This is a genomic window from Flavobacteriales bacterium (assembly GCA_025210805.1).
Classification (GTDB): Bacteria; Bacteroidota; Bacteroidia; order Flavobacteriales; family CAJXXR01; genus JAOAQX01.
This window is the reverse complement of record JAOAQX010000019.1, coordinates 1-19,430: the sequence shown is the minus strand read 5'-3', so window position 1 is coordinate 19,430 and position 19,430 is coordinate 1. Positions and strand designations below refer to the sequence as shown.

Here is a 19,430-nt window from a genome sequence, read left to right as displayed (position 1 = left end):
ATAAAGCAATTATATTTGTGAAGATAAATCTATCTAAGATGAAAAAAACATTACTCTCATTATTTTTTCTTGCTTTTGCAGGAATGAGCATGGCACAAGTTATTAGTTTTGAAAAAACTGTGCATGATTTCGGTACAATAGATTATGCTGGTAACGGTACCACATACTTTGTTTATAAAAACACTGGAAAAAAACCATTAATTATCACAAAAGCCAAAGGTTCTTGTGGATGTACGGTTCCTGTGGTAAACAAAGACCCATTGATGCCAGGAATGTCTGATTCTGTAATGGTAAAGTATGACACAAAACGTCCTGGAAACTTTCAAAAATCCGTGACGATTACTAGTAACAGTACAGTAGGAGCAAAAGGAAATACCGCTGGGCAATCTAGATCTTTCTTAAAAATAAAAGGTAAAGTGGGTGCAAAGCCAAGCCAAAATTCTGTAAATCTTCTAAACAAGAATAAAACTAAAAGCATGATGGCACCTTCTAGTAATGGAGCAAAAGCCCCTGCTACAAGACCTGCACCTGTAAGAGTAAGCAGTAAAAAAGGCTAAACTTTTTTATGTAAAAATAAAAACATTCGCTTTTGCGGATGTTTTTTTTTACCCAACAAGTTATTGCCCTTTATGGTGTTAATTTACTCTCTGTATCATTCCGATACTTTGCTAAATATCAACCATAAATACAGTTATAAATGAGTAGTAATAGACATCAAACTACTCATTCTATCATCAGAAGATTAAGAATAAAAATTGTATTATCTATTTGATTGCATTAATTCTGATTGATTTTCCTCTTTTTCTTAGATTAAAACCAACCCTATCCTATGAAATCTTTTGAACTCAATATATTAGGAAGCAGCTCTGCCACACCCACTTCTAATAGAAACCCATCAGGACAGATTTTAAAATTCCGAAACAAAACATTCTTAATAGATTGTGGCGAAGGCTCTCAATCCCAAATGAGGCGATATAAGCTCAGTTTTCAAAAAATTGACAAAATTTTCATTTCCCATCTTCATGGAGATCATTATTTAGGTTTATTTGGACTCCTCAGTACCATGAGTCTCAACAATAGAACCAAAGCGGTAGAACTATATGCACCCAAAGACTTAGAAGCTTTATTGGATTTACAAAAAAAAGTATCGAGAGTTCAATGGTCTTTTCCTCTGCATTTTTTCCCTACCGACCCAAAAACACCACAAACACTGTTTGAAGATGAATCTATTAGTATCCAAAGCTTTCCTTTAGAACATAGAATAGAAACAACAGGCTTTATTTTTCGAGAAAAAATAGGCGAAAGAAAACTTAATCCCAAAGCTTTGAGAGATTTTGAGATTCCCATTTATGCCAGAAGAGCCATAAAAAAAGGAGCCGATTTTGAAATGGAAAACGGGGAAATCATCACCAACAAAGAACTTACATTAGATCCCGACAAACCTTCATCTTACGCCTACTGCTCAGACACAGTATATAAACCTGAGATTGTACCTCTAATTCAGGATGTAGTTATGCTTTATCATGAAGCTACGTTTTTACATGATCTAGAAAAGAGGGCTTTCGAAACCAAGCATTCTACTGCAAAACAAGCTGGTGAAATAGCAAAAATGTCGAGTGCTCAAAAACTTCTAATTGGACATTTTTCTTCAAGATATTATGACCTAGAACCGCATAAAGCAGAAGCTCAAACGGTTTTTGAAAATACTGAACTAGCAACAGAAGGTTCAAAATTTATTTTTTAATGATGAGTAGAAAAATTCTAATTGCAGATATTGGTTCCACAAAAGGACATTGGCGTTCTATTTCAGAAGAATCTATAGATTTTTTTACTGAAGGATTTAATCCCAATTATCACACGCAAGACCAAATCCTTCCAATTTTAGATCAAGTAAAAAACGAATTAGAAATTGATACGCTTCAAGCGATTTATTTTTATGGATCAGGAATCAATGATCAGACTAAAGAAATAATGATTACAAGTCTGAAAAAAACTTTTGGTCACACAGATATTTTGGTAGAAAACGATTTAATTGCTGCTGCGTATGCACTCTATCCTTCAAACAAAAATGGATGGATAGGAATTCTGGGTACAGGAATGAATCTTCGCTATTATTCAAATCATTCTTTTAAAGGAAAAGAATACTCACTAGGATATATATTGGGCGACGAAGGAAGTGGTGCTTTTATAGGAAAACAATTAATAAATGATTTTGTATATGAAAATATGCCACAAGAAAATATCGATTTTTTAAGCCACGAACTTTCTCTCAACAGAGCAATTATTCTTAAAAAAGTGTACCAAGAAAAAAATCCTCAAATATTTCTGGCTTCTTTTTGTGAAATATTAAAAAAACTTCCAAATCAAGATTATACAAATCGCTTATTGCATACTTGTTTTACTACCTTTGTAAAACTTCATATCCTTCCTAATATAAAGGAAAATGAAGAAGTGCGTATAATGGGTTCTGTGGCTTTTCATTTTCAAAATGAACTAAAAAATGTAGCCCAAAAATATGACCTTAAAATAAACAAGATAATCAAAAGTCCTATGGATGGACTAGCAGCTTACCATGATAAAAAAGAACATTAAAATGAAGAAAAATACTTTTTTCACAGCTCTATTAGCCATACTTACACTTACAATTTCTTGTGATGATCAAGGAGCAAAAAAGAAAAAATTTGGTTGGAAAACTGTTGTAAAAAAACAATATCTAAAGCAAGGCGAATCCCCTGAAATAAAACTCATAAATATCGGTGAACCTTTTGATTCTCTGCAAGTTTTCTATATAGGAAAAAGAGTAGAAATCACCAAAAATGGCGAATTCTATACCCTTCAAAACAACAACAATAAAGTAGGAAATAGGGTTTTTGATATTAAAATATTTGCAAACGGAAGAAAATTTAGCAAAAAACAAAATTTCTTTATTTACTCAAAAACAGCGCCCAAAAAACGCAACTACAAAGTAGTAAACCGCTATCCTCACAATGCCACTTCTTTCACACAAGGACTAGAATTCTATGGTGACAAATTGATAGAAGGAACAGGACAGTATGGCGAAAGTAAACTCATGGAAATCGACCTAAAAACAGGGAAAGCAACACAAAGTATTGATCTTGCTAAATCAAAATTTGGAGAAGGGATTACCATTTTGAATGATAAAATCTACCAACTTACCTGGAAAGCTGGGCATGGTTTTGTGTATGACACTTCTTTTAAACTCTTGAATACATTTCCTTATGGAAAAAGTAAAGAAGGATGGGGACTGTGTAATGATGGTAAGTTTTTATACAAAAGTGATGGAAGTAGCACTATCTACAAAATAGACCCAAAAAACTTTAGAGAAATTGAAGAAATTCCTGTGGCAACTCACCAAGCATTTCCGAATATGATAAACGAATTAGAGTGGATTAATGGGAGAATTTATGCCAATATTTATCTTCAAAATTATATTGTAGTGATCAATCCAAAAACAGGTGAAGTAGAACAATTTATAGATTTTACAGATCTTGCAAAAGAGAATATATCAGAAAGAGAACAAGCCTTAAATGGGATTGCTTTCCATAAGGAAAAAAATGAACTCTACATCACAGGGAAAAATTGGAAATATCTCTATCATATTGAGATTGAATAATGATTTCTGTACTGCATTTCAAACGATTTAAATCAATTCTGTTATCAATCAATTAATCAACCGTGGAATATGAAAGATGCTGAGGACTACTGCCCAAGTTGTAAAGAAGATTGGAGAACGTGGTTAGCATTAAATCATCTAGAAAAAGAGGCAATTTGGCTTATTTTTCATAAGAAAAAATCACCAAATTATAATCTAAGCTGGAGTGATTCAGTTGATGAAGCGCTTTGTTTTGGTTGGATTGATAGTACAAAAAAGAGAATAGATGACTACAAGTACAAACAATATTTCTGTAAACGAAAAGCAAAAAGTAATTGGTCTAAAGTAAATAAAGACAAAGTCAAATCTTTAATTGACCAAGGACTTATGACAGAAGAAGGCTATAAAAGCATTGAAATAGCGAAAGAGAATGGCTCATGGACAATTTTGGATAAAGTTGAAGCCCTTATATTACCGGAAGACTTAAAAGAAGAATTTGCAAATCACGAAGGTTCAATTACTTATTTTGACAGTTTAAGTAAGTCTGCTAAAAAGGGTTTATTGTATTGGGTATTTTCGGCTAAACGAAAAGAGACAAGACAAAAAAGAATTGTAGAAATTGTAGAAAACGCAAGTCAAAACCAAAAACCAAAGCAATTTAGATAGTATAGAAATGAATCTAAACATAAAATCATTTGTCATCAGGTTCTCTATTGGATTTTGTCTTTTAGGGATTTTACAGTTTTTACTAATTTTATTTGGCTTTGAAGAGCTTAATAGTCCAAATGAAAATATTGAAAAAATAAAATGGTGGTACGCCTCCAGATCGCTACTCGTATTTCTAATTGGATCTATACCTATAGCTCTATTTTCATGGTTTATTCTCTACATCGGAGACATTGTTTACAAATTTTTCAAAAAATGAGAACGCTTTTTTTTGCAGGCATATCAATTGCTTTAAGTATTTTTTCTTCATGTAGAAATGAAAAGAAAGAATTTGTTGAACTAAAACCTGATTTGGTTGAAAAGAATAATCTAAAACAAAAATCAGCCAATTTTATTGTAAATGAAATTGACTCACTTTTTGAAAACGGAATCCTACTTAAAAAATCATATCCAAGTATGTCGACCTGTGGCGGCGGTGTTACTGGATATTATTACAATAATGAATTAAAACTAATTGACTCAAAATATAATGCAGAATTAGGATTCTCAAGTAAAAAAGTATATTGGAGTGGAAACAAAATACTTAAAATAAAGTACAGACAGTATTTTGCACAATGGAGAAAATACGACAAAAAATATCCTCATGAAAAATTTGAATTTGATCCAAATAAAATGACCTATTCTGATACGATCTATAAAATTACTTTTGGAGACAAAAACGTATTCCAAAAAATAGCTAGTAACAAAATAATTTCAACAAAAACAGACCCTAAAATGATTGAAGAATTAACTAATTGTGGAAAACGCATGAAAGCAGAATTAGAAACTTTAAATGAGAGCAGGTAATACTACTTAAATTAGTTTCTGAAGATGATATTTCTGAAGATGATTATATAAATTTTCACATAGAAATTGAGAAGAGTATTACAGGATGCACCGTTATTGACATTGAAAAATATAATTATTTCAAATCTTGCGATTGATATAAAAATTTAGAGAGAATACCCATTAAAAAAGTCCCGTTCTAATAAAACGAGACTTTTCTAGAGTAATAAAACTTATTTTAATTTGAGCTTTTGCCCTTTAGGAAACTAATTCAAACCTAAACCATAATAATATTTACTAGCATATCCAGGATAATAACCTTCTATAAGTATTCCGCCTTTTCTTCCTTTTAAAACCCGATCAATATCTTCTGGTTTCACCATCTTTTTCCCTTCAATTTTGGTAATCACAAAACCTTCCTGAATCTCTGTTTTCTTAGCAACTAAACCTTCGAGAATTTTATTGATTTTCACTCCTTTTTCTACTTGCTCTAATTCTACTCCTAAAAGCTCTTGGATACTTCTATCAGATTTTTTTACTACCTTAGTTTCTCCATTTTTATTTCTTAAAGTCATCTGGATTATCTGGTTTTTCCCTGCTCTTTCAATTGCCAAAGAAATTTGATCTCCAGGTCTTTTTGCACCTATAACCTCAAGAAGTTGGGCTGTAGTTTTCACCTTTTGATTATCAACAGATTTAATCACATCCCCAGTTTTCATTCCTGCTTCATCTGCAGCACCGTTTTCAACCACATTGTTGATAAAAACTCCCGTAGCATCATTCAAATTATTTTCTTTTGCCAGTGTAGCATTCACATTTTGAATAGACACCCCAATATAGGCACGCTGCACAATCCCAAAATCCTTTAAATCTCTCACCACTTTGGATACAATATTGGCAGGGATTGCAAAAGAATATCCCGTATAAGAACCCGTATTTGAAGCAATGGCTGTATTTATACCGATAAGTTCTCCAAAGGTATTTACCAAAGCGCCTCCACTATTTCCTGGATTCACGGCAGCATCAGTTTGTATAAAGCTTTCTATGGCATTTTTATTTTTAAGGATATTGATGTTTCTTGCCTTGGCACTCACAATTCCCGAAGTAACCGTGGAATTCAATCTAAATGGATTTCCAACAGCCAAAACCCACTCTCCCACTTGCACCTCATCAGAATTTGCAAAAGAAAGGTGTTTTAGTTTTTTTTGATTGATTTTCAGCAAAGCTAAATCTGTACTGGGATCTGTTCCAACAATTTCTGCAATAAAAGACTCATTATTGTTTAAAGTAATCTCTAGCTCATCTGCATCTTGAATCACATGGTTATTGGTAACAATGTATCCATCACTAGAGATAATCACCCCAGAACCCGAACCAATGGGCATAAGTTCATCTGAATTTGAAGGTGCCTGGCGGTGCGGAATTCCAAAAAAATCACGAAAAGGATCTGGGATATTTCTATAGCCAAAAGAACTCTTTGTTCCTTTTTTCTTTGATTTTATATGAACTACCGCATCCATCGTTTTCTTAGACGCTTCTACAAAGCTCCCTTTTTGAATATTTGGGTGATAATTTACCCTTTTTATAATAGGATTAATGGGCGTGTCAATTATTTCCTTTTGAACAATTTCTTTGGTGCTATTAGTAGATTGATAATAGTTGTTTGCTCCCACTGCAAAAACAGCTCCTACTCCTGCTGCCAATACGATTCTTAGTGTATCTTTCATCTAAATATTTTTTTTAATTGATGAATATAAAAAAGCAAATTGCATGCAGATTTTTATGAATGAACGTTAAATGACCGTTAAGGTAGGTTAATGATAAAACGCTAAGAAAAAACACCTAAAACCTTAGGATAAAACTGTGTGTTTTTTGAGTTTTTTATACGTAATGCACTTATTATTGACAATAGAATATTCAAGAAATAAAGGATCATAAAAGCCGTTAAAAAACTACTAGAATATGGCAAGTGTAAAATTTTCAATAGAAGAGAAGAAACAAAAAGTATAAAAGCAATAATAGACCAAAGCAACTGAAAGTTTAACAAGTTTACGCCTGTTTCATATAGTCCAATGATTTTGTCTCTCTTATAAATCCATAAAATCAGGGGTGAAATAATATTTCCCAAAGGTATAATCATGAAAACTAAGACAGATAAATGAAAAATAATTAGAAAATTTTTATCCACTATTTTACCTTCCTTCATAAACTCCTCTATGTTCACATCAAGAGCCTCACATAATAACTGAAGTGTCTTACCATGAGGTTTCGTTTCATTCTTTTCGATTCTTTGAATTGTACGTAAATTCAATCCTGATAAGCTGGCTAAACGATCTTGAGATATGCCTTTTTTTTCTCTAATTTCCTTAATATCGTTTCCTATTTCTTTCATCATAATTTTATCAAAATTTATTTCACAAAATTATGAAATAGCTCCGATAGAATACTGCGACTTTTTCATGACACCTTTATGACATCTTCTATTGGTTCACAACATTATCAGGCATTCATAATGACAATTAACTCATTATCGAAATACAGTTATACCATTTATGATGTAATTTCCAAAAAGACCAATGATAAAAAAAGATATACATATCTTTTACTAAATTATTACCTTTACCTTGTATAAAAAAAAGAACTATGAAAGATATTCAAACAAGAGAAGATATTGCCTTATTGGTCAGCACTTTTTATAAACATATTCGTCAAGATGAAAAAATTGGTTTTTACTTCAACAAAATGATTGTGGGAGAAAAAGCTTGGGTACATCATGAAGAAAAACTGACCAATTTTTGGGAATCACATTTATTACAGAAAAACACTTTTAGAGGAAATCCACTTGAAGCACACAGAAAAGTAGATAAGCATTTTGAAAACCGCATAAGTACAGAAGATTTTGGACACTGGATGAACAATTGGTTTCTGATAGTAGATGCTCTTTTTGAGGGAGAAATTGCCACTTTAGCAAAAAATAAAGCTCGTAATATGTCCACTTTCTTGTTTATGGATATTTACAATCATCGTAACACAGAAGCTTAATGAAAAAACTCTGTCAAAAGGGCAGAAATAGACAATGGCATAAGGATTGAATCTTGGTAGCAGTATTTCTTTGAAAACATCCAATTTCAAAGAAAAAATAACTTGAATTCAATTAGATGAAGAAAAAACGAGATATACCTGCTTTTTTTACGGAAGACGAAATGGGAGATATGCCTGCCATGATTTCAGTTTCGGATATGCCCGAAATGACAGAAAGAATCACGATCCCTGAAAAAGTACCGATTCTTACTTTAAAAAATACTGTGCTTTTTCCTGGAGTTACGCTTCCTATTTCTGTTTCTACAGCAAGGTCAAAAGTATTATTGGAAGATGCCGAAAGAGGCGATAAAATAATCGCCGTAGTTTCTCAAAAAGATGCCGAAGTTAGCGAACCGAAGAAGGATGATATATACACACGTGGTGTTCTTGCTAAAGTAATACGTGTTTTTGAATTACCTAACGGTAGCACCATGGCCGTAATTCAGGCAAATCATAAGGTGGATGTATTGGTAGCAGAAGAAGAACCCTATTTATCTGGTGAAGCTTTTTATTGTAATGCAGAAACTATTTCTGATGAAGCAAACTTTGAAAATCTCGTAAACGGTATTCGAGAAATGTCTATGAATATCATCTCGGAAGCACAATTACCACAAGAAGCTAGTTTTGCCCTAAAGAATATCAAACAATCTGAGCAATTACTCAATTTTGTGTGTACAAATCTTAATATCACGGTTGAAGGAAAGCAAGAATTACTTGAAATGCAAGACCTCACCGAGCGTGCAGACGAAGCTTTGATTATCCTTTCTGAAGAATACCAAAGTGTTATTGTAAGAAGAGAAATTCAAGACAAGGTTAAAGAAGGTATAGACGAACAACAACGAGAGTATTTCTTAAATCAACAACTAAAAACTATTCAGGATGAACTTGGAGGAAATCCAAACCAAGCCGAAATAGAGAATATGAAAGCAAGAGCCAAAGGCAAAAAATGGTCTAAGGAGATTGCAGAAGTTTTTAATAAAGAAATCAATCGACTTTCGAGAACAAACCCTCAAATGGCAGAATACCATGTGCAAAGAAACTATCTTGAAACACTACTGGATCTACCATTTGGAGAATACACAAAAGATAATTACAATCTTAAAAAAGCTTCCAGAACTTTAGATTCAGACCATTTTGGACTCGAAAAAGTAAAAGAAAGAATCTTAGAACATTTGGCCGTTCTCAAGCTAAAAGGGAATATGAAATCTCCTATTATCTGTCTATACGGACCTCCAGGTGTAGGAAAAACCTCTCTTGGACGTTCTATTGCTAAATCCCTAAACAGACAATATATCAGAATGTCTTTAGGAGGAATGCGAGACGAAGCAGAAGTAAAAGGGCATAGAAAAACCTATATTGGAGCCATGCCTGGGCGAATTATCCAAAGTATTAAAAGAGTAAAAAGCAGTAATCCTGTATTTATCTTAGATGAAATTGACAAAATTTCACGAGATTCTCACGGAGACCCTTCTTCTACAATGCTTGAAGTATTAGATCCTGAGCAAAATTTTGAATTTACTGACAATTACCTTGATGTTCCTTATGATTTATCAAAGGTCATGTTTATTGCTACAGCCAATAGTCTTTCCACTATTCAACCAGCACTAAGGGACCGAATGGAGATCATAGAGCTCACAGGATATACTGTTGAAGAAAAAATCGAAATTGCGAAAAGGCATATCCTACCAAAACAACTGGAAGAACACGGTCTTAAAAAGAATCATATAAAACTCTCCAAAAAACAATGGCAGTTTATTATTGAATCCTACACAGCAGAATCTGGAGTGCGTGGATTAGAGAAAAAAACAGCCAAGCTGGTAAGACAATTGGTAAAAAGAATTGCGATAGATAATAAAAAGGTTGAAAAACTTGACCAAAATCTTATCGTTGAATACCTTGGACATCCAATCTTTGAAAAAGATGAAAGCGAATCCAACGAAGTTGCAGGAGTAGTTACCGGTCTTGCTTGGACGCAAATTGGGGGAGATATTTTAATGATAGAATCTTCATTCTCTAAAGGAAATGGAAAAATTTCTATGACAGGAAATTTAGGAGACATTATGAAAGAAAGTGTACAAATAGCTTTCAATTATATAAAATCCAACGCCCAAAAACTTGGAGTAAAGGAAGAACTCTTGAGTAAAAATGATTTCTATATTCACGTACCACAAGGTGCAATTCCAAAAGATGGTCCTAGTGCAGGAATTACCATGCTTACATCCTTAATCTCTTTACTGAGACAAAAAAGAGTGAAAAAAGATCTCGCCATGACCGGGGAAATTACCTTAAGAGGAAAAGTATTACCCGTGGGAGGAATCAAAGAAAAAATATTGGCAGCCAAACGATCTGGAATCAAAGAGATAATTCTTTGTAAGAAAAACAGAAAAGACATCGAAGAAATAGAAGACCGTTATCTAAAAGGTTTAAAATTTCATTTTGTTGATAAAATGTCTGAGGTTTTGGAAATAGCAATAACCAACCAAGATGTTGAGGATAAAAAAGATTTAGGATAAATCTACTTTTAATATATCCTGAGATTAAGACCTCCAAAATAACTAACAATTTATTTTGGAGGTCTTTTTTTTTTAACTTTACCTATCATATTCATAGAAACAAAAAAATGTTTTACCAGAAAATAACATGCCTTCTTTCTTTCTTAATAATCATAAGCTTTTCCTCTTGTGAGGACAAAAAGCCTAGAAAAAGAATCAAGAAAAAAATCCAACCTAAGACAGAAATACAAAAAACTCCTGAACAAATTCAAGTTGAAAAACAAAGAAATCAAATGAAAGCTTTGCTCTTTGGTACGGGAGCAAAGTTTGAGTTTAAAGAAACCATTTGGGATTTTGGAACCATCACCGAAGGAAAAAAAATCAGCAAAATATTTACCTTTAAAAATACAGGTAAAAAACCCTTAATCATAAGAGATGCCAGAGGAAGCTGTGGCTGCACCACAGCTCAATATGATCATAAGCCTATCGCCCCAGGATCCGAAGGCAGGATTACTGTATTTTTTGATTCGAGCGGGAGATCAAATAATCAAAACAAACAAGTAACAATCACAGCTAATACCCAACCTGGGAAAACAATTTTAAGACTAAAAGGTTTTGTAAACAATAAATAAACAAGGCTTTGAGCTTGAAAAAATCACATAAAATATGATGGATATAAAGTTTTTCACCCTTTTTAAACTGAAAAACAAAGCATAAGATTGTTAAAAACACGAATAGTGTTTATATTTGTGAGACTATTATCAAAACAAAAAATTACAAACCGAAAAATAAGATGATAAAAAAGTATTTATCGACATCGATTATTGCCGGGTTGGCATTGTTCACAGTTTCATGTGGATCTGAAAAAGCCGCTGATGCAACAAAGAAAGATGCTACAAAAGCAGCAACAGAAGTAAAGAAGCAAACACCGCAAGTAAAGCCAAAAGCTGTAGAAGCAACAGGTAATGCTAAATTTGAATTTGAAAATACAGTTTGGAATTTTGGAGACATCACACAAGGTGAATCTGTATCTCATGTATTCAAGTTCAAAAATACGGGTACTGAACCATTAATTATCTCAAACGCAAAAGGATCTTGCGGATGTACAGTTCCTACTTATACAAGAACGCCAATTGCACCAGGTGAATCTGGAGAATTGAACGTTACATTTAACTCAAGAGGAAAGCTTAACAAGCAAATGAAAACGGTAACTATTACAGCCAACACTACTCCTAATATCACAAGATTGAGAGTAGAAGGAAATATTGCAGCGGCAAAACCAGCAGCAAAGAAATAAGCTACCTTATTCAAAATCAATAAAGAAATCCGATGAAGTACTTATTTCATCGGATTTTTTTCTAAAAACACACAAACAATGGGAGGAGGAACGACTCAGTTATTGATGTTTGCTGCAATTTTTGCAGTATTTTATTTCTTTATGATTCGCCCACAAGCGAGAAAACAAAAAGAAGAAAAGAAATTTAGAGACAATATTAAATCTGGCGATAAAGTAATTACTATCGGTGGAATTCATGGTAAAATTGTTTCTGTAAACGACACCAATGTTATTTTGGAAGTAGAAAGCGGACAAAAAATTAAGGTAGAAAAAAGTGCCTTAATGGGAATGCCTGCAAGACCAGACGAAAAAAAATAATATTTAATTCAAAACCATTTGACAGCACATAAGTCAAATGGTTTTTCTTTTGAAAAAAGTCAAGAGAGAAAACATGCAAGAATCCCGTTTAAATCACTATTTCAACTCACTCAAAAAACTTTTTAATAAAGCTTATGTGAGTAGCTTAGTCATTGCATTTATTCTCTGGGGACTCATTAAATTCTCTGAAACCTACCAAGAAAACTTCCTCTTCAAACTCGAAATAGGCAATATTCCTAATACGCATTTGATAGAGGGAAATCAAGCTCCAAAAGACCTTGTTTTAACAGTAAAAGCATCGGGTTTTAGGATTCTTTTATTGAAGTTTTTCACCTTTAAAAAACAAGAATTTGAATTTGATCAACTCGAATGTCATGATGGCGTTTGTAATTGGTCTGTTAGAAAGAATGTATTAAAGCTTTTTCCAAAAATCCTCAACAATATTGCTATCGTAGGGTATTCTAAAGAGCAAATACGGTTTGATATAACCGAAAAAGTTGCTCACAAAATTCCTATTGAAGTAAAATTTTCGGAAGAGTTCACAAAAAAAGGTTATAAAGTAGATAGCTTAACCATCACCCCTAAATATCTTATTGTTCTAGAACATCCAGACTCCGTATTAAAACATCAAAAGATATTCACAAAAGAAGTTTCCCTTACCGATTTTCAAGAAAATATTAAGCTCGAAATTCCATTGGATATTCAAAATAAAGGTTTTGTTCTTAACACAGTAAACCCTGTGGTAAAACTAAATATTTTCTTAGACCGCTATGTAGAAAAAGACCTCTTGGTAACAATTCATAATCCATCAGAACAAAAACTTCAATTGTTTCCTACCCAGACTACCTTAAAAATCTCTGTTCCTTCAAAGATGTTTAAGCAAGTAAATTCTAGTGATTTTCGAGTAAATTTACTATTACCTTCTTCCAAAAAATGGGGAGAATCCCTTCCTTTGGAAATCAGCTCTGCTCCATTAGAAACCACCGTTTTACATATAGAACCCAAAGACGTAGAATATTTAATTATAGAAGATGAAAACTAAAATGGTATTAGGTATCACAGGAGGTATTGGATCTGGAAAATCAACCATTTGCCGTGTATTTCAAGAAATGGGTTTTCCTGTTTATTATGCAGATGATCGTGCAAAATTAATCTTGAATTCAAAAATTGTTTTACAAGAAATTCAAGACGTTTTTGGTTCTAATGTTTTCACAAATGCACAAATAAATCGAAAAAAATTAGCTCAAATTGTTTTTAACAACCCTAAGAAACTCAAAGAACTCAATGCGATTATACACCCAAGAGTAAGACGAGATTTTCAGGAATGGCTCACGAAGCAAGATCATAAAATATGCATAAAAGAAGCCGCTATAATGATAGAAATTGGAGATACTTCGGTAGATAAAATATGCTCTGTTTTAGTCCCAAAAGACATTAGGATAAAAAGAGTAATAAAAAGAGACCTCACAAGTAATGAGGAAGTCATTGCTCGTATCAACAACCAAATAGAAGATCAAGAACGGATAGAAAAATCTGACTTTATCATCCACAATAACCAAGAACTAATCATTCCTCAAGTTCTTAAGATTCTTCATACTCTGGAAGCAACTTCACCTCTTTAAGATTATAAATTCTTTCTAATCCATTTTTAGACTTTATAACTAATTGCCCCCAACTGTTTACGCCCTTAATTTTTCCAAAAAAAGTTCCTCTTTTATCTTCAAAAGTTGCAGGAATATCTTTTAAATACAAATGTCTATGATAGATATTATTTAGGTTTTGATGATGATGCACCATTCCCATTTGAACCGCCTCATTAATATTTGTAACACACTCGGTAAGCACATTTAATATAGTGTATTCTTTCCCAGTTTCCAACTTAAAACTTGTGACTTCCCGATCAAGAAACTCAAAATTTGTTTGATTAATATTAATTCCAAATCCAATAATAGAATCAGAAAGCTCTTCTCCGAAATTGCTATTTTCAATCAGAATTCCACCTATTTTTTTATCATCTACATATAAATCGTTTGGCCATTTAATAGTCAAATGAGACTGAGGCATGAATCGTTTACAAGCAGACATCAATGCAATAGAAACAAGCTGAGACACTGAAAAGGGATTTTTAACCCTTTGAGATTTCCAAGACAAATAAATGCTTGCCGTTATATTTTTTCCTCCATCGGATTGCCAAGTATTCCCTCTCTGCCCCTTACCACCTGTTTGTTTAATAGCATAAACACAATCTCCAGATTGAAACTGCGTTTTATGCGTCTTTATATAATCGTTGGTAGAAACTACTTCTTTGAGTTCTTGTATCTTCATTTATTCATAAGATATCATTATTTCTTCTATCGGTTTTTTGCTGATACTAGGCACAAAAGTCTTTTCGGCAGCAAAACCCACAGGCAAAAGTAAGAAAGGTGATTCGTTTTTGGGTCTTTTAAGAATTTTTGCTAAAAACTTCATGGGACTTGGCGTGTGAGTAAGCGTTACTAAACCCGCTTGGTGAATTGCCGAAATCAAAAAACCTGCCGCCAAACCTACAGATTCATTTACATAGTAATTTTGCGTTTTATTCCCCGCTTCATCCAATCCATAATTTTCCTTGAAAACAATAATTAAATACGGAGCAATCTCCAAAAATGGCTTTTGCCAATCAGTACCCAAAGGAGCCAAATCCTTTAGCCAACGATCACTCATTCTACTCTCATAACTCAGTTTCTCCTCTTTCTCAGCAGCTATTCTTATTTCCTTTTTGAGCTCAGGATTTGATACTACACAAAACTTCCAAGGTTGTTTATTTGCACCACTAGGAGCAGTACCTGCCGTCTTGATAAGATTTTCAATAATCTGTATATCCACAGCTTCATCTGAAAAAAAACGAATACTCTTTCGTTGTTTCATTTCTTCATAAAACTCCTGACTTTTTGTAAGCATTTCTTCCTTAGAAAAAGATCTTGGCGTAAAACGGTTATGACGAAAACCACCTTCTATAATATAATCTTCCTGTTCTTTCATCTATCTTTCTATTTTTGTCTAATATAGAAAAAAATACGTTCATAAAATAAATACTTATGTGCATCAAATAGAATTTTAACTTGAGCTCTGTAATTTATTTTACCTAATTGTTCTTACAAATTCATTTTTAAAAAAACACTTTAATCAACAATAAATATGTACTTTTGCAGTCCGAACTTAATTATTAACCTCTCAACCGCTGACACCAAAACGTGAATGTTGGGAATCGAAAACAAAACGCTATGGATTTAATTCGTTACGTTCAAGACACTTACACAAACAAAGCAGAATTACCAGAATTTGGAGCTGGAGACACTGTAACAGTTGATTACAAAATTACTGAAGGTTCTAAAACAAGAATCCAGTCTTTTAAAGGAACTGTTATTCAAAGAAGAGGTACTGGAAGTACTGAAACTTTTACTGTTCGTAAAATTTCAAATGGAATTTCTGTTGAAAGAATTATCCCTGTATTCTCTCCAAACATTGAGAAAATCACCGTGAACCAAAGAGGTAAAGTTCGTAGAGCTCGTATTTTCTACCTTAGAGGACTTCAAGGTAAAAAAGCTAGAATTAAGCAAAAGAGATAATTTATTATCACTACTTATAATAGACTCAAAAAAAGCACTTCTTATCGAATTAAGAAGTGCTTTTTTGTATATAATACTATCTTTATCAAAAAAATATAAACATGAAAAAAATCCTTATCCTTTTAGTTATAGCAAGCCTAACGCTTTTTTCTTGTAAAACAAATGAAGAAAAAGTATCACAAACAAATAGCATCAATAAAACAGAAAAAAACACAGAGAGCAGTTCTAAAAATCAATTGGAAAACAAGCAATGGATGTTGACGCATTTTAATGAGAAAAAACTAGAACTTTCGCTTACCGATACTCCACAAATGTCTTTTGATGCAAACAGTAAAAAAATTGAAGGAAAAGGCATTTGTAATAATTTCTTTGGAACCTATGCGATAAATACAAATGAAATTGAGTTTAAAGGTGTAGGCGTTACCAGAATGATGTGCCCACCAAGTGGATTAGAAGAACATAAATTCTTTCAAATTTTTGACAATAAAATCAAATTTGAGATAAAAGGTAATGAATTATACTTCAAAAACTCAGACAGAAAAGAAATTGCTCGATTCTCAAAAAAATAAATAATACCACACAATTTTTACAACAAGTGGTAAATCATATTTCACCATTTTTTGAAGATTATCCGGAACTAGATAAGCCCTTAAAAACTATTTTAAGGGCTTTTTAATTTATTATCTTTACAATCTCCATCAATTGGGTTAAATTTGCAGGTTCGTAAAGACAATCAACCAAAAGAAAGATAATTATGACAGTTAATGGTTCCATTGAGCTTATGGCTCCTGCAGGGAATTTTGAGTCCATGCAAGCTGCATTAGATAACGGTGCCGATTCAATATATTTCGGTGTAGATCAATTAAATATGCGTGCTCGTGCGAGTATCAATTTTACCATGGATGATCTTCCTGAAATCGTTAGACGATGTGAAGAAAAGCAAGTAAGATCTTATCTCACCCTCAATACCATTATCTATGATCATGATTTATCTTTGATCAGAATCTTAATAGAAAAAGCAAAAGAAGCTGGAATTACTGCTGTTATTGCCGCTGATCAAGCAGTGATATCTCTTGCCAGAGAACTAGAAATGGAGGTTCATATTTCTACACAATTGAATATCACCAATATTCAAACCATTAAATTTTATTCGCATTTTGCAGATACGATGGTTTTAAGTAGAGAACTCTCACTCAGACAAGTTCAAAAAATCACAGAAGCAATCGAAAAAGAACAAATCAAAGGTCCAAATGGGAACTTGGTAGAAGTTGAAATTTTCGGGCACGGAGCTTTATGTATGGCAGTATCTGGAAAGTGTTATCTAAGCTTACATTCTCATAATTCTTCTGCAAACAGAGGTGCTTGCAAGCAAAACTGTCGTAAAAAGTATACGGTTATTGATCAAGAATCTGGTTTTGAGATCGAATTAGATAACGAATATATGATGTCTCCAAAGGATTTATGTACCATAGATATTTTGGATCAGATTATTGAATCTGGAGTTAAGGTTCTAAAAATAGAAGGTAGAGGAAGAGCCCCAGAATATGTTGCCAATGTAATTAAAACCTACCGAGAAGCAATCACAGCTTACGAAAACGGAAGCTACGATCCTGAAAAAACCCAAGACTGGATGATCGAGCTTGGAAAAGTGTATAATCGTGGTTTTTGGAATGGTTATTATCTGGGTCAGAAACTTGGAGAATGGTCTGATTCTTCTGGTTCACATGCCACACAGAAAAAAGTCTATATTGGAAAAGGAGTTCACTATTTCCCAAAAGCAAAAATTGGTGAGTTTAAACTCGATGCTTTTGATATGAAAATAGGAGACAAATTACTCATCACGGGTCCTACAACTGGTGCTCAAGAATTTGAATTGACAGAAATGTTGGTGAACGACCAAAAACAAGAATCTGCAAAAAAAGGGGATTCGGTAACCATTCCTTTAGATTTTAGAATCCGTATGTCTGACAAACTATACAAAATAGTTCCCAACGAATGATTGTAGTCTCTTTACAAAGAAAAAAATGTATTGGGTGTAATTATTGTGTAGAAATGGCACCCAAACAGTTTCAGATGTCCAAAAAGGATGGTAAAACAGTCTTGCTAAAATCTCAGGATAAAAAAGGTTTTCACACCATAAAGTCTCATGATATTTCTATCTTAGATCCTTGTGAAAAGGCTGCTGAAGCTTGCCCCGTAAATATCATTACGGTAAAGCATTTATAACATTTTCATTTTTCCACCTGACTGAAAATCAAAATGGTCATTTGCAAAAAATAGATTCAGTAAATGACCTGTTTCTAATTCTTTTGAATCTACAAATTCGCTTTTTCCTTTTCCGTCTAGCAACAAAGTTCGGTGAGAAAATTTCCAAGCCAAATCAATATCATGGCTTGTCATAATGACTATTTTACCCTTTTGTTTACAAATGTTTTGCAGATTTTTAAAAAACTCAATTTTAGATGGGAAATCCAAGAAAGAAGTAGGTTCATCTAAGATGATAATAGGCGTTTCTTGGTTTAAACAGCGGCAAATTTGCACTTTTTGAAACTCCCCACTACTCAAGGTCAAAATCGATTTTTCTTGGTAAGATCCCAGGGCTAATAATTTGATATACTCTTCTAGGTTTTTATTAAAGACTTCTGCTTTTTGATAAGGCAATCTTCCTAATGCTAAATAGTCTTTAACTGTCATATCAAAAACAGGAACACTATTGGGAATTAAATAGGCAACAGTCTTGGAGAGATCTTGAATAGAGTATCGATCTAAATTTCTTTTTTTATACAAAAAGTGTTTCTGGTATTTCTTTGAATAAATACTTTTCAATAAAGAGGTTTTCCCTACCCCATTTTTCCCCAAGATCGTAAGTATTTCTCCAGACTTTAAAGAAAAACTCAAATCTTGAATCAAGACTCGATTTGTATATTGAATAGTTAAATGATCTACCTGAAACATAAAAACAATAATAAACAGAAAAAGCCGAAATATCAAAGATATTTCAGCTTATATACTTTCTCAAACTTTAGCTATAGCTTATAGTGCTGCTACGCGAGTCATCAATTTAGACTTCAAATTAGAAGCTTTATTATCATGAATAATATTACGCTTAGCTAATTTATCAATCATAGAAACTACCTTAGGTAACATTTCTGAAGCTACAGTTTTGTCTTCAGTTGCTCTCAAGTCTCTGATCGCATTTCTTGTAGTCTTGTGATAATATCTGTTTCTAAGATATTTAGTTCTATCTGATCTTACTCTCTTTTTAGCTGATTGATGATTTGCCATTTTGTTTAATCAATTTTAGCAGTCCGTAGGGGATTCGAACCCCTGTTGCATGGATGAAAACCATGAGTCCTAACCCCTAGACGAACGGACCGTTTTTAGTTTAGTTTGTTGTTCTTTTGTAAAATATAGCAGTCCGTAGGGGATTCGAACCCCTGTTGCATGGATGAAAACCATGAGTCCTAACCCCTAGACGAACGGACCGTTTT

23 protein-coding genes and 2 tRNA genes are annotated in these 19,430 nt (G+C 33.0%); 17 read left to right on the top strand and 8 right to left on the bottom strand.

The features are described 5' to 3' along the window. Positions 1–38: 38 nt before the first annotated feature. The 6 genes from N4A45_07375 to N4A45_07350 all read left to right on the top strand — a co-directional run bounded on the left by N4A45_07375 (position 39) and on the right by N4A45_07350 (position 5,125). Entirely contained in the window at positions 39–557 is a 519-nt protein-coding gene (locus N4A45_07375) for a DUF1573 domain-containing protein (GenBank protein ID MCT4665036.1), read from the top strand. A 272-nt stretch (positions 558–829) separates the two neighbouring features. After that, on the top strand, positions 830–1,744 hold the full coding sequence (locus N4A45_07370) for a ribonuclease Z (GenBank protein ID MCT4665035.1): 915 nt from the start codon (positions 830–832) through the stop codon (positions 1,742–1,744). Then, positions 1,744–2,592 carry a hypothetical protein gene (locus N4A45_07365; protein MCT4665034.1) on the top strand — a complete coding sequence of 283 codons (849 nt, stop codon included), beginning with the start codon at positions 1,744–1,746 and terminating at the stop codon, positions 2,590–2,592. Before N4A45_07370 ends, N4A45_07365 begins: the two co-directional genes overlap by 1 nt. Position 2,593: 1 nt before the next feature. Further along, positions 2,594–3,634, top strand: coding sequence for a glutaminyl-peptide cyclotransferase (locus tag N4A45_07360; GenBank protein MCT4665033.1), 1,041 nt, complete (start codon positions 2,594–2,596; stop codon positions 3,632–3,634). A 69-nt stretch (positions 3,635–3,703) separates the two neighbouring features. After that, on the top strand, positions 3,704–4,279 hold the full coding sequence (locus N4A45_07355) for a YdeI/OmpD-associated family protein (GenBank protein MCT4665032.1): 576 nt from the start codon (positions 3,704–3,706) through the stop codon (positions 4,277–4,279). 255 nt (positions 4,280–4,534) lie between these two features. Beyond that, entirely contained in the window at positions 4,535–5,125 is a 591-nt protein-coding gene (locus tag N4A45_07350) for a hypothetical protein (protein ID MCT4665031.1), read from the top strand. A 245-nt stretch (positions 5,126–5,370) separates the two neighbouring features. On the opposite strand, the gene N4A45_07345 is transcribed toward N4A45_07350, so the two are convergent. Both N4A45_07345 and N4A45_07340 read right to left on the bottom strand, forming a co-directional pair. After that, positions 5,371–6,831, bottom strand: a complete 1,461-nt coding sequence (locus N4A45_07345) for a trypsin-like peptidase domain-containing protein (GenBank protein MCT4665030.1) — start codon at positions 6,829–6,831, stop codon at positions 5,371–5,373. A 101-nt stretch (positions 6,832–6,932) separates the two neighbouring features. Continuing rightward, a complete protein-coding gene (locus tag N4A45_07340; protein ID MCT4665029.1) occupies positions 6,933–7,499 on the bottom strand; it encodes a helix-turn-helix domain-containing protein in 567 nt (188 codons plus the stop codon). Positions 7,500–7,747: 248 nt separating this feature from the next. Between N4A45_07340 and N4A45_07335 the strand changes: the two genes are divergently transcribed. The 7 genes from N4A45_07335 to coaE all read left to right on the top strand — a co-directional run bounded on the left by N4A45_07335 (position 7,748) and on the right by coaE (position 13,953). Further along, positions 7,748–8,146, top strand: coding sequence for a group III truncated hemoglobin (locus N4A45_07335; protein MCT4665028.1), 399 nt, complete (start codon positions 7,748–7,750; stop codon positions 8,144–8,146). A 116-nt stretch (positions 8,147–8,262) separates the two neighbouring features. Further along, positions 8,263–10,698: an endopeptidase La gene (gene lon, locus N4A45_07330; GenBank protein ID MCT4665027.1), complete on the top strand. Its 2,436-nt coding sequence runs from the start codon at positions 8,263–8,265 to the stop codon at positions 10,696–10,698. Positions 10,699–10,805: 107 nt separating this feature from the next. After that, positions 10,806–11,309 (top strand): DUF1573 domain-containing protein, encoded by a 504-nt coding sequence (locus tag N4A45_07325; GenBank protein ID MCT4665026.1) that lies wholly within the window; start codon positions 10,806–10,808, stop codon positions 11,307–11,309. A 161-nt stretch (positions 11,310–11,470) separates the two neighbouring features. Then, positions 11,471–11,974: a DUF1573 domain-containing protein gene (locus N4A45_07320; protein ID MCT4665025.1), complete on the top strand. Its 504-nt coding sequence runs from the start codon at positions 11,471–11,473 to the stop codon at positions 11,972–11,974. Positions 11,975–12,052: 78 nt separating this feature from the next. Next, a complete protein-coding gene (gene yajC, locus N4A45_07315) occupies positions 12,053–12,331 on the top strand; it encodes a preprotein translocase subunit YajC (protein MCT4665024.1) in 279 nt (92 codons plus the stop codon). Between the two features lie 49 nt (positions 12,332–12,380). Further along, positions 12,381–13,373 carry a hypothetical protein gene (locus N4A45_07310; protein MCT4665023.1) on the top strand — a complete coding sequence of 331 codons (993 nt, stop codon included), beginning with the start codon at positions 12,381–12,383 and terminating at the stop codon, positions 13,371–13,373. Continuing rightward, the gene (coaE, locus tag N4A45_07305) at positions 13,363–13,953 is read left to right on the top strand and encodes a dephospho-CoA kinase (protein MCT4665022.1); all 591 of its coding nucleotides are present in this window, start codon (positions 13,363–13,365) and stop codon (positions 13,951–13,953) included. The genes N4A45_07310 and coaE overlap by 11 nt, the downstream gene beginning before the upstream one ends. On the opposite strand, the gene N4A45_07300 is transcribed toward coaE, so the two are convergent. After that, on the bottom strand, positions 13,913–14,656 hold the full coding sequence (locus N4A45_07300; GenBank protein MCT4665021.1) for a biotin--[acetyl-CoA-carboxylase] ligase: 744 nt from the start codon (positions 14,654–14,656) through the stop codon (positions 13,913–13,915). The genes coaE and N4A45_07300 overlap by 41 nt on opposite strands. Continuing rightward, positions 14,657–15,352, bottom strand: coding sequence for a nitroreductase family protein (locus N4A45_07295; GenBank protein MCT4665020.1), 696 nt, complete (start codon positions 15,350–15,352; stop codon positions 14,657–14,659). A gap of 242 nt (positions 15,353–15,594) precedes the next feature. On the opposite strand from N4A45_07295, the gene rplS reads away from it, so the two are divergent. From rplS to N4A45_07275, 4 genes are all read left to right on the top strand, one after another. Continuing rightward, positions 15,595–15,939 (top strand): 50S ribosomal protein L19, encoded by a 345-nt coding sequence (gene rplS / locus N4A45_07290; protein MCT4665019.1) that lies wholly within the window; start codon positions 15,595–15,597, stop codon positions 15,937–15,939. Positions 15,940–16,040: 101 nt separating this feature from the next. After that, positions 16,041–16,508: an META domain-containing protein gene (locus N4A45_07285; protein ID MCT4665018.1), complete on the top strand. Its 468-nt coding sequence runs from the start codon at positions 16,041–16,043 to the stop codon at positions 16,506–16,508. A 185-nt stretch (positions 16,509–16,693) separates the two neighbouring features. After that, positions 16,694–17,938, top strand: a complete 1,245-nt coding sequence (locus tag N4A45_07280; GenBank protein MCT4665017.1) for a U32 family peptidase — start codon at positions 16,694–16,696, stop codon at positions 17,936–17,938. Then, the gene (locus tag N4A45_07275; protein ID MCT4665016.1) at positions 17,935–18,165 is read left to right on the top strand and encodes a ferredoxin; all 231 of its coding nucleotides are present in this window, start codon (positions 17,935–17,937) and stop codon (positions 18,163–18,165) included. The genes N4A45_07280 and N4A45_07275 overlap by 4 nt, the downstream gene beginning before the upstream one ends. Here N4A45_07275 and N4A45_07270 read toward each other — a convergent pair. The 4 genes from N4A45_07270 to N4A45_07255 all read right to left on the bottom strand — a co-directional run bounded on the left by N4A45_07270 (position 18,160) and on the right by N4A45_07255 (position 19,425). Then, positions 18,160–18,849 carry an ABC transporter ATP-binding protein gene (locus tag N4A45_07270; GenBank protein ID MCT4665015.1) on the bottom strand — a complete coding sequence of 230 codons (690 nt, stop codon included), beginning with the start codon at positions 18,847–18,849 and terminating at the stop codon, positions 18,160–18,162. The two genes, N4A45_07275 and N4A45_07270, sit on opposite strands and share 6 nt — an antisense overlap. Before the next feature lie 123 nt (positions 18,850–18,972). Then, positions 18,973–19,224, bottom strand: a complete 252-nt coding sequence (gene rpsT, locus N4A45_07265; protein ID MCT4665014.1) for a 30S ribosomal protein S20 — start codon at positions 19,222–19,224, stop codon at positions 18,973–18,975. A 19-nt stretch (positions 19,225–19,243) separates the two neighbouring features. Then, positions 19,244–19,315: transfer RNA gene (locus N4A45_07260), tRNA-Glu, on the bottom strand. Between the two features lie 38 nt (positions 19,316–19,353). After that, positions 19,354–19,425 (bottom strand) — tRNA-Glu (locus tag N4A45_07255). Positions 19,426–19,430 lie beyond the last annotated feature (5 nt).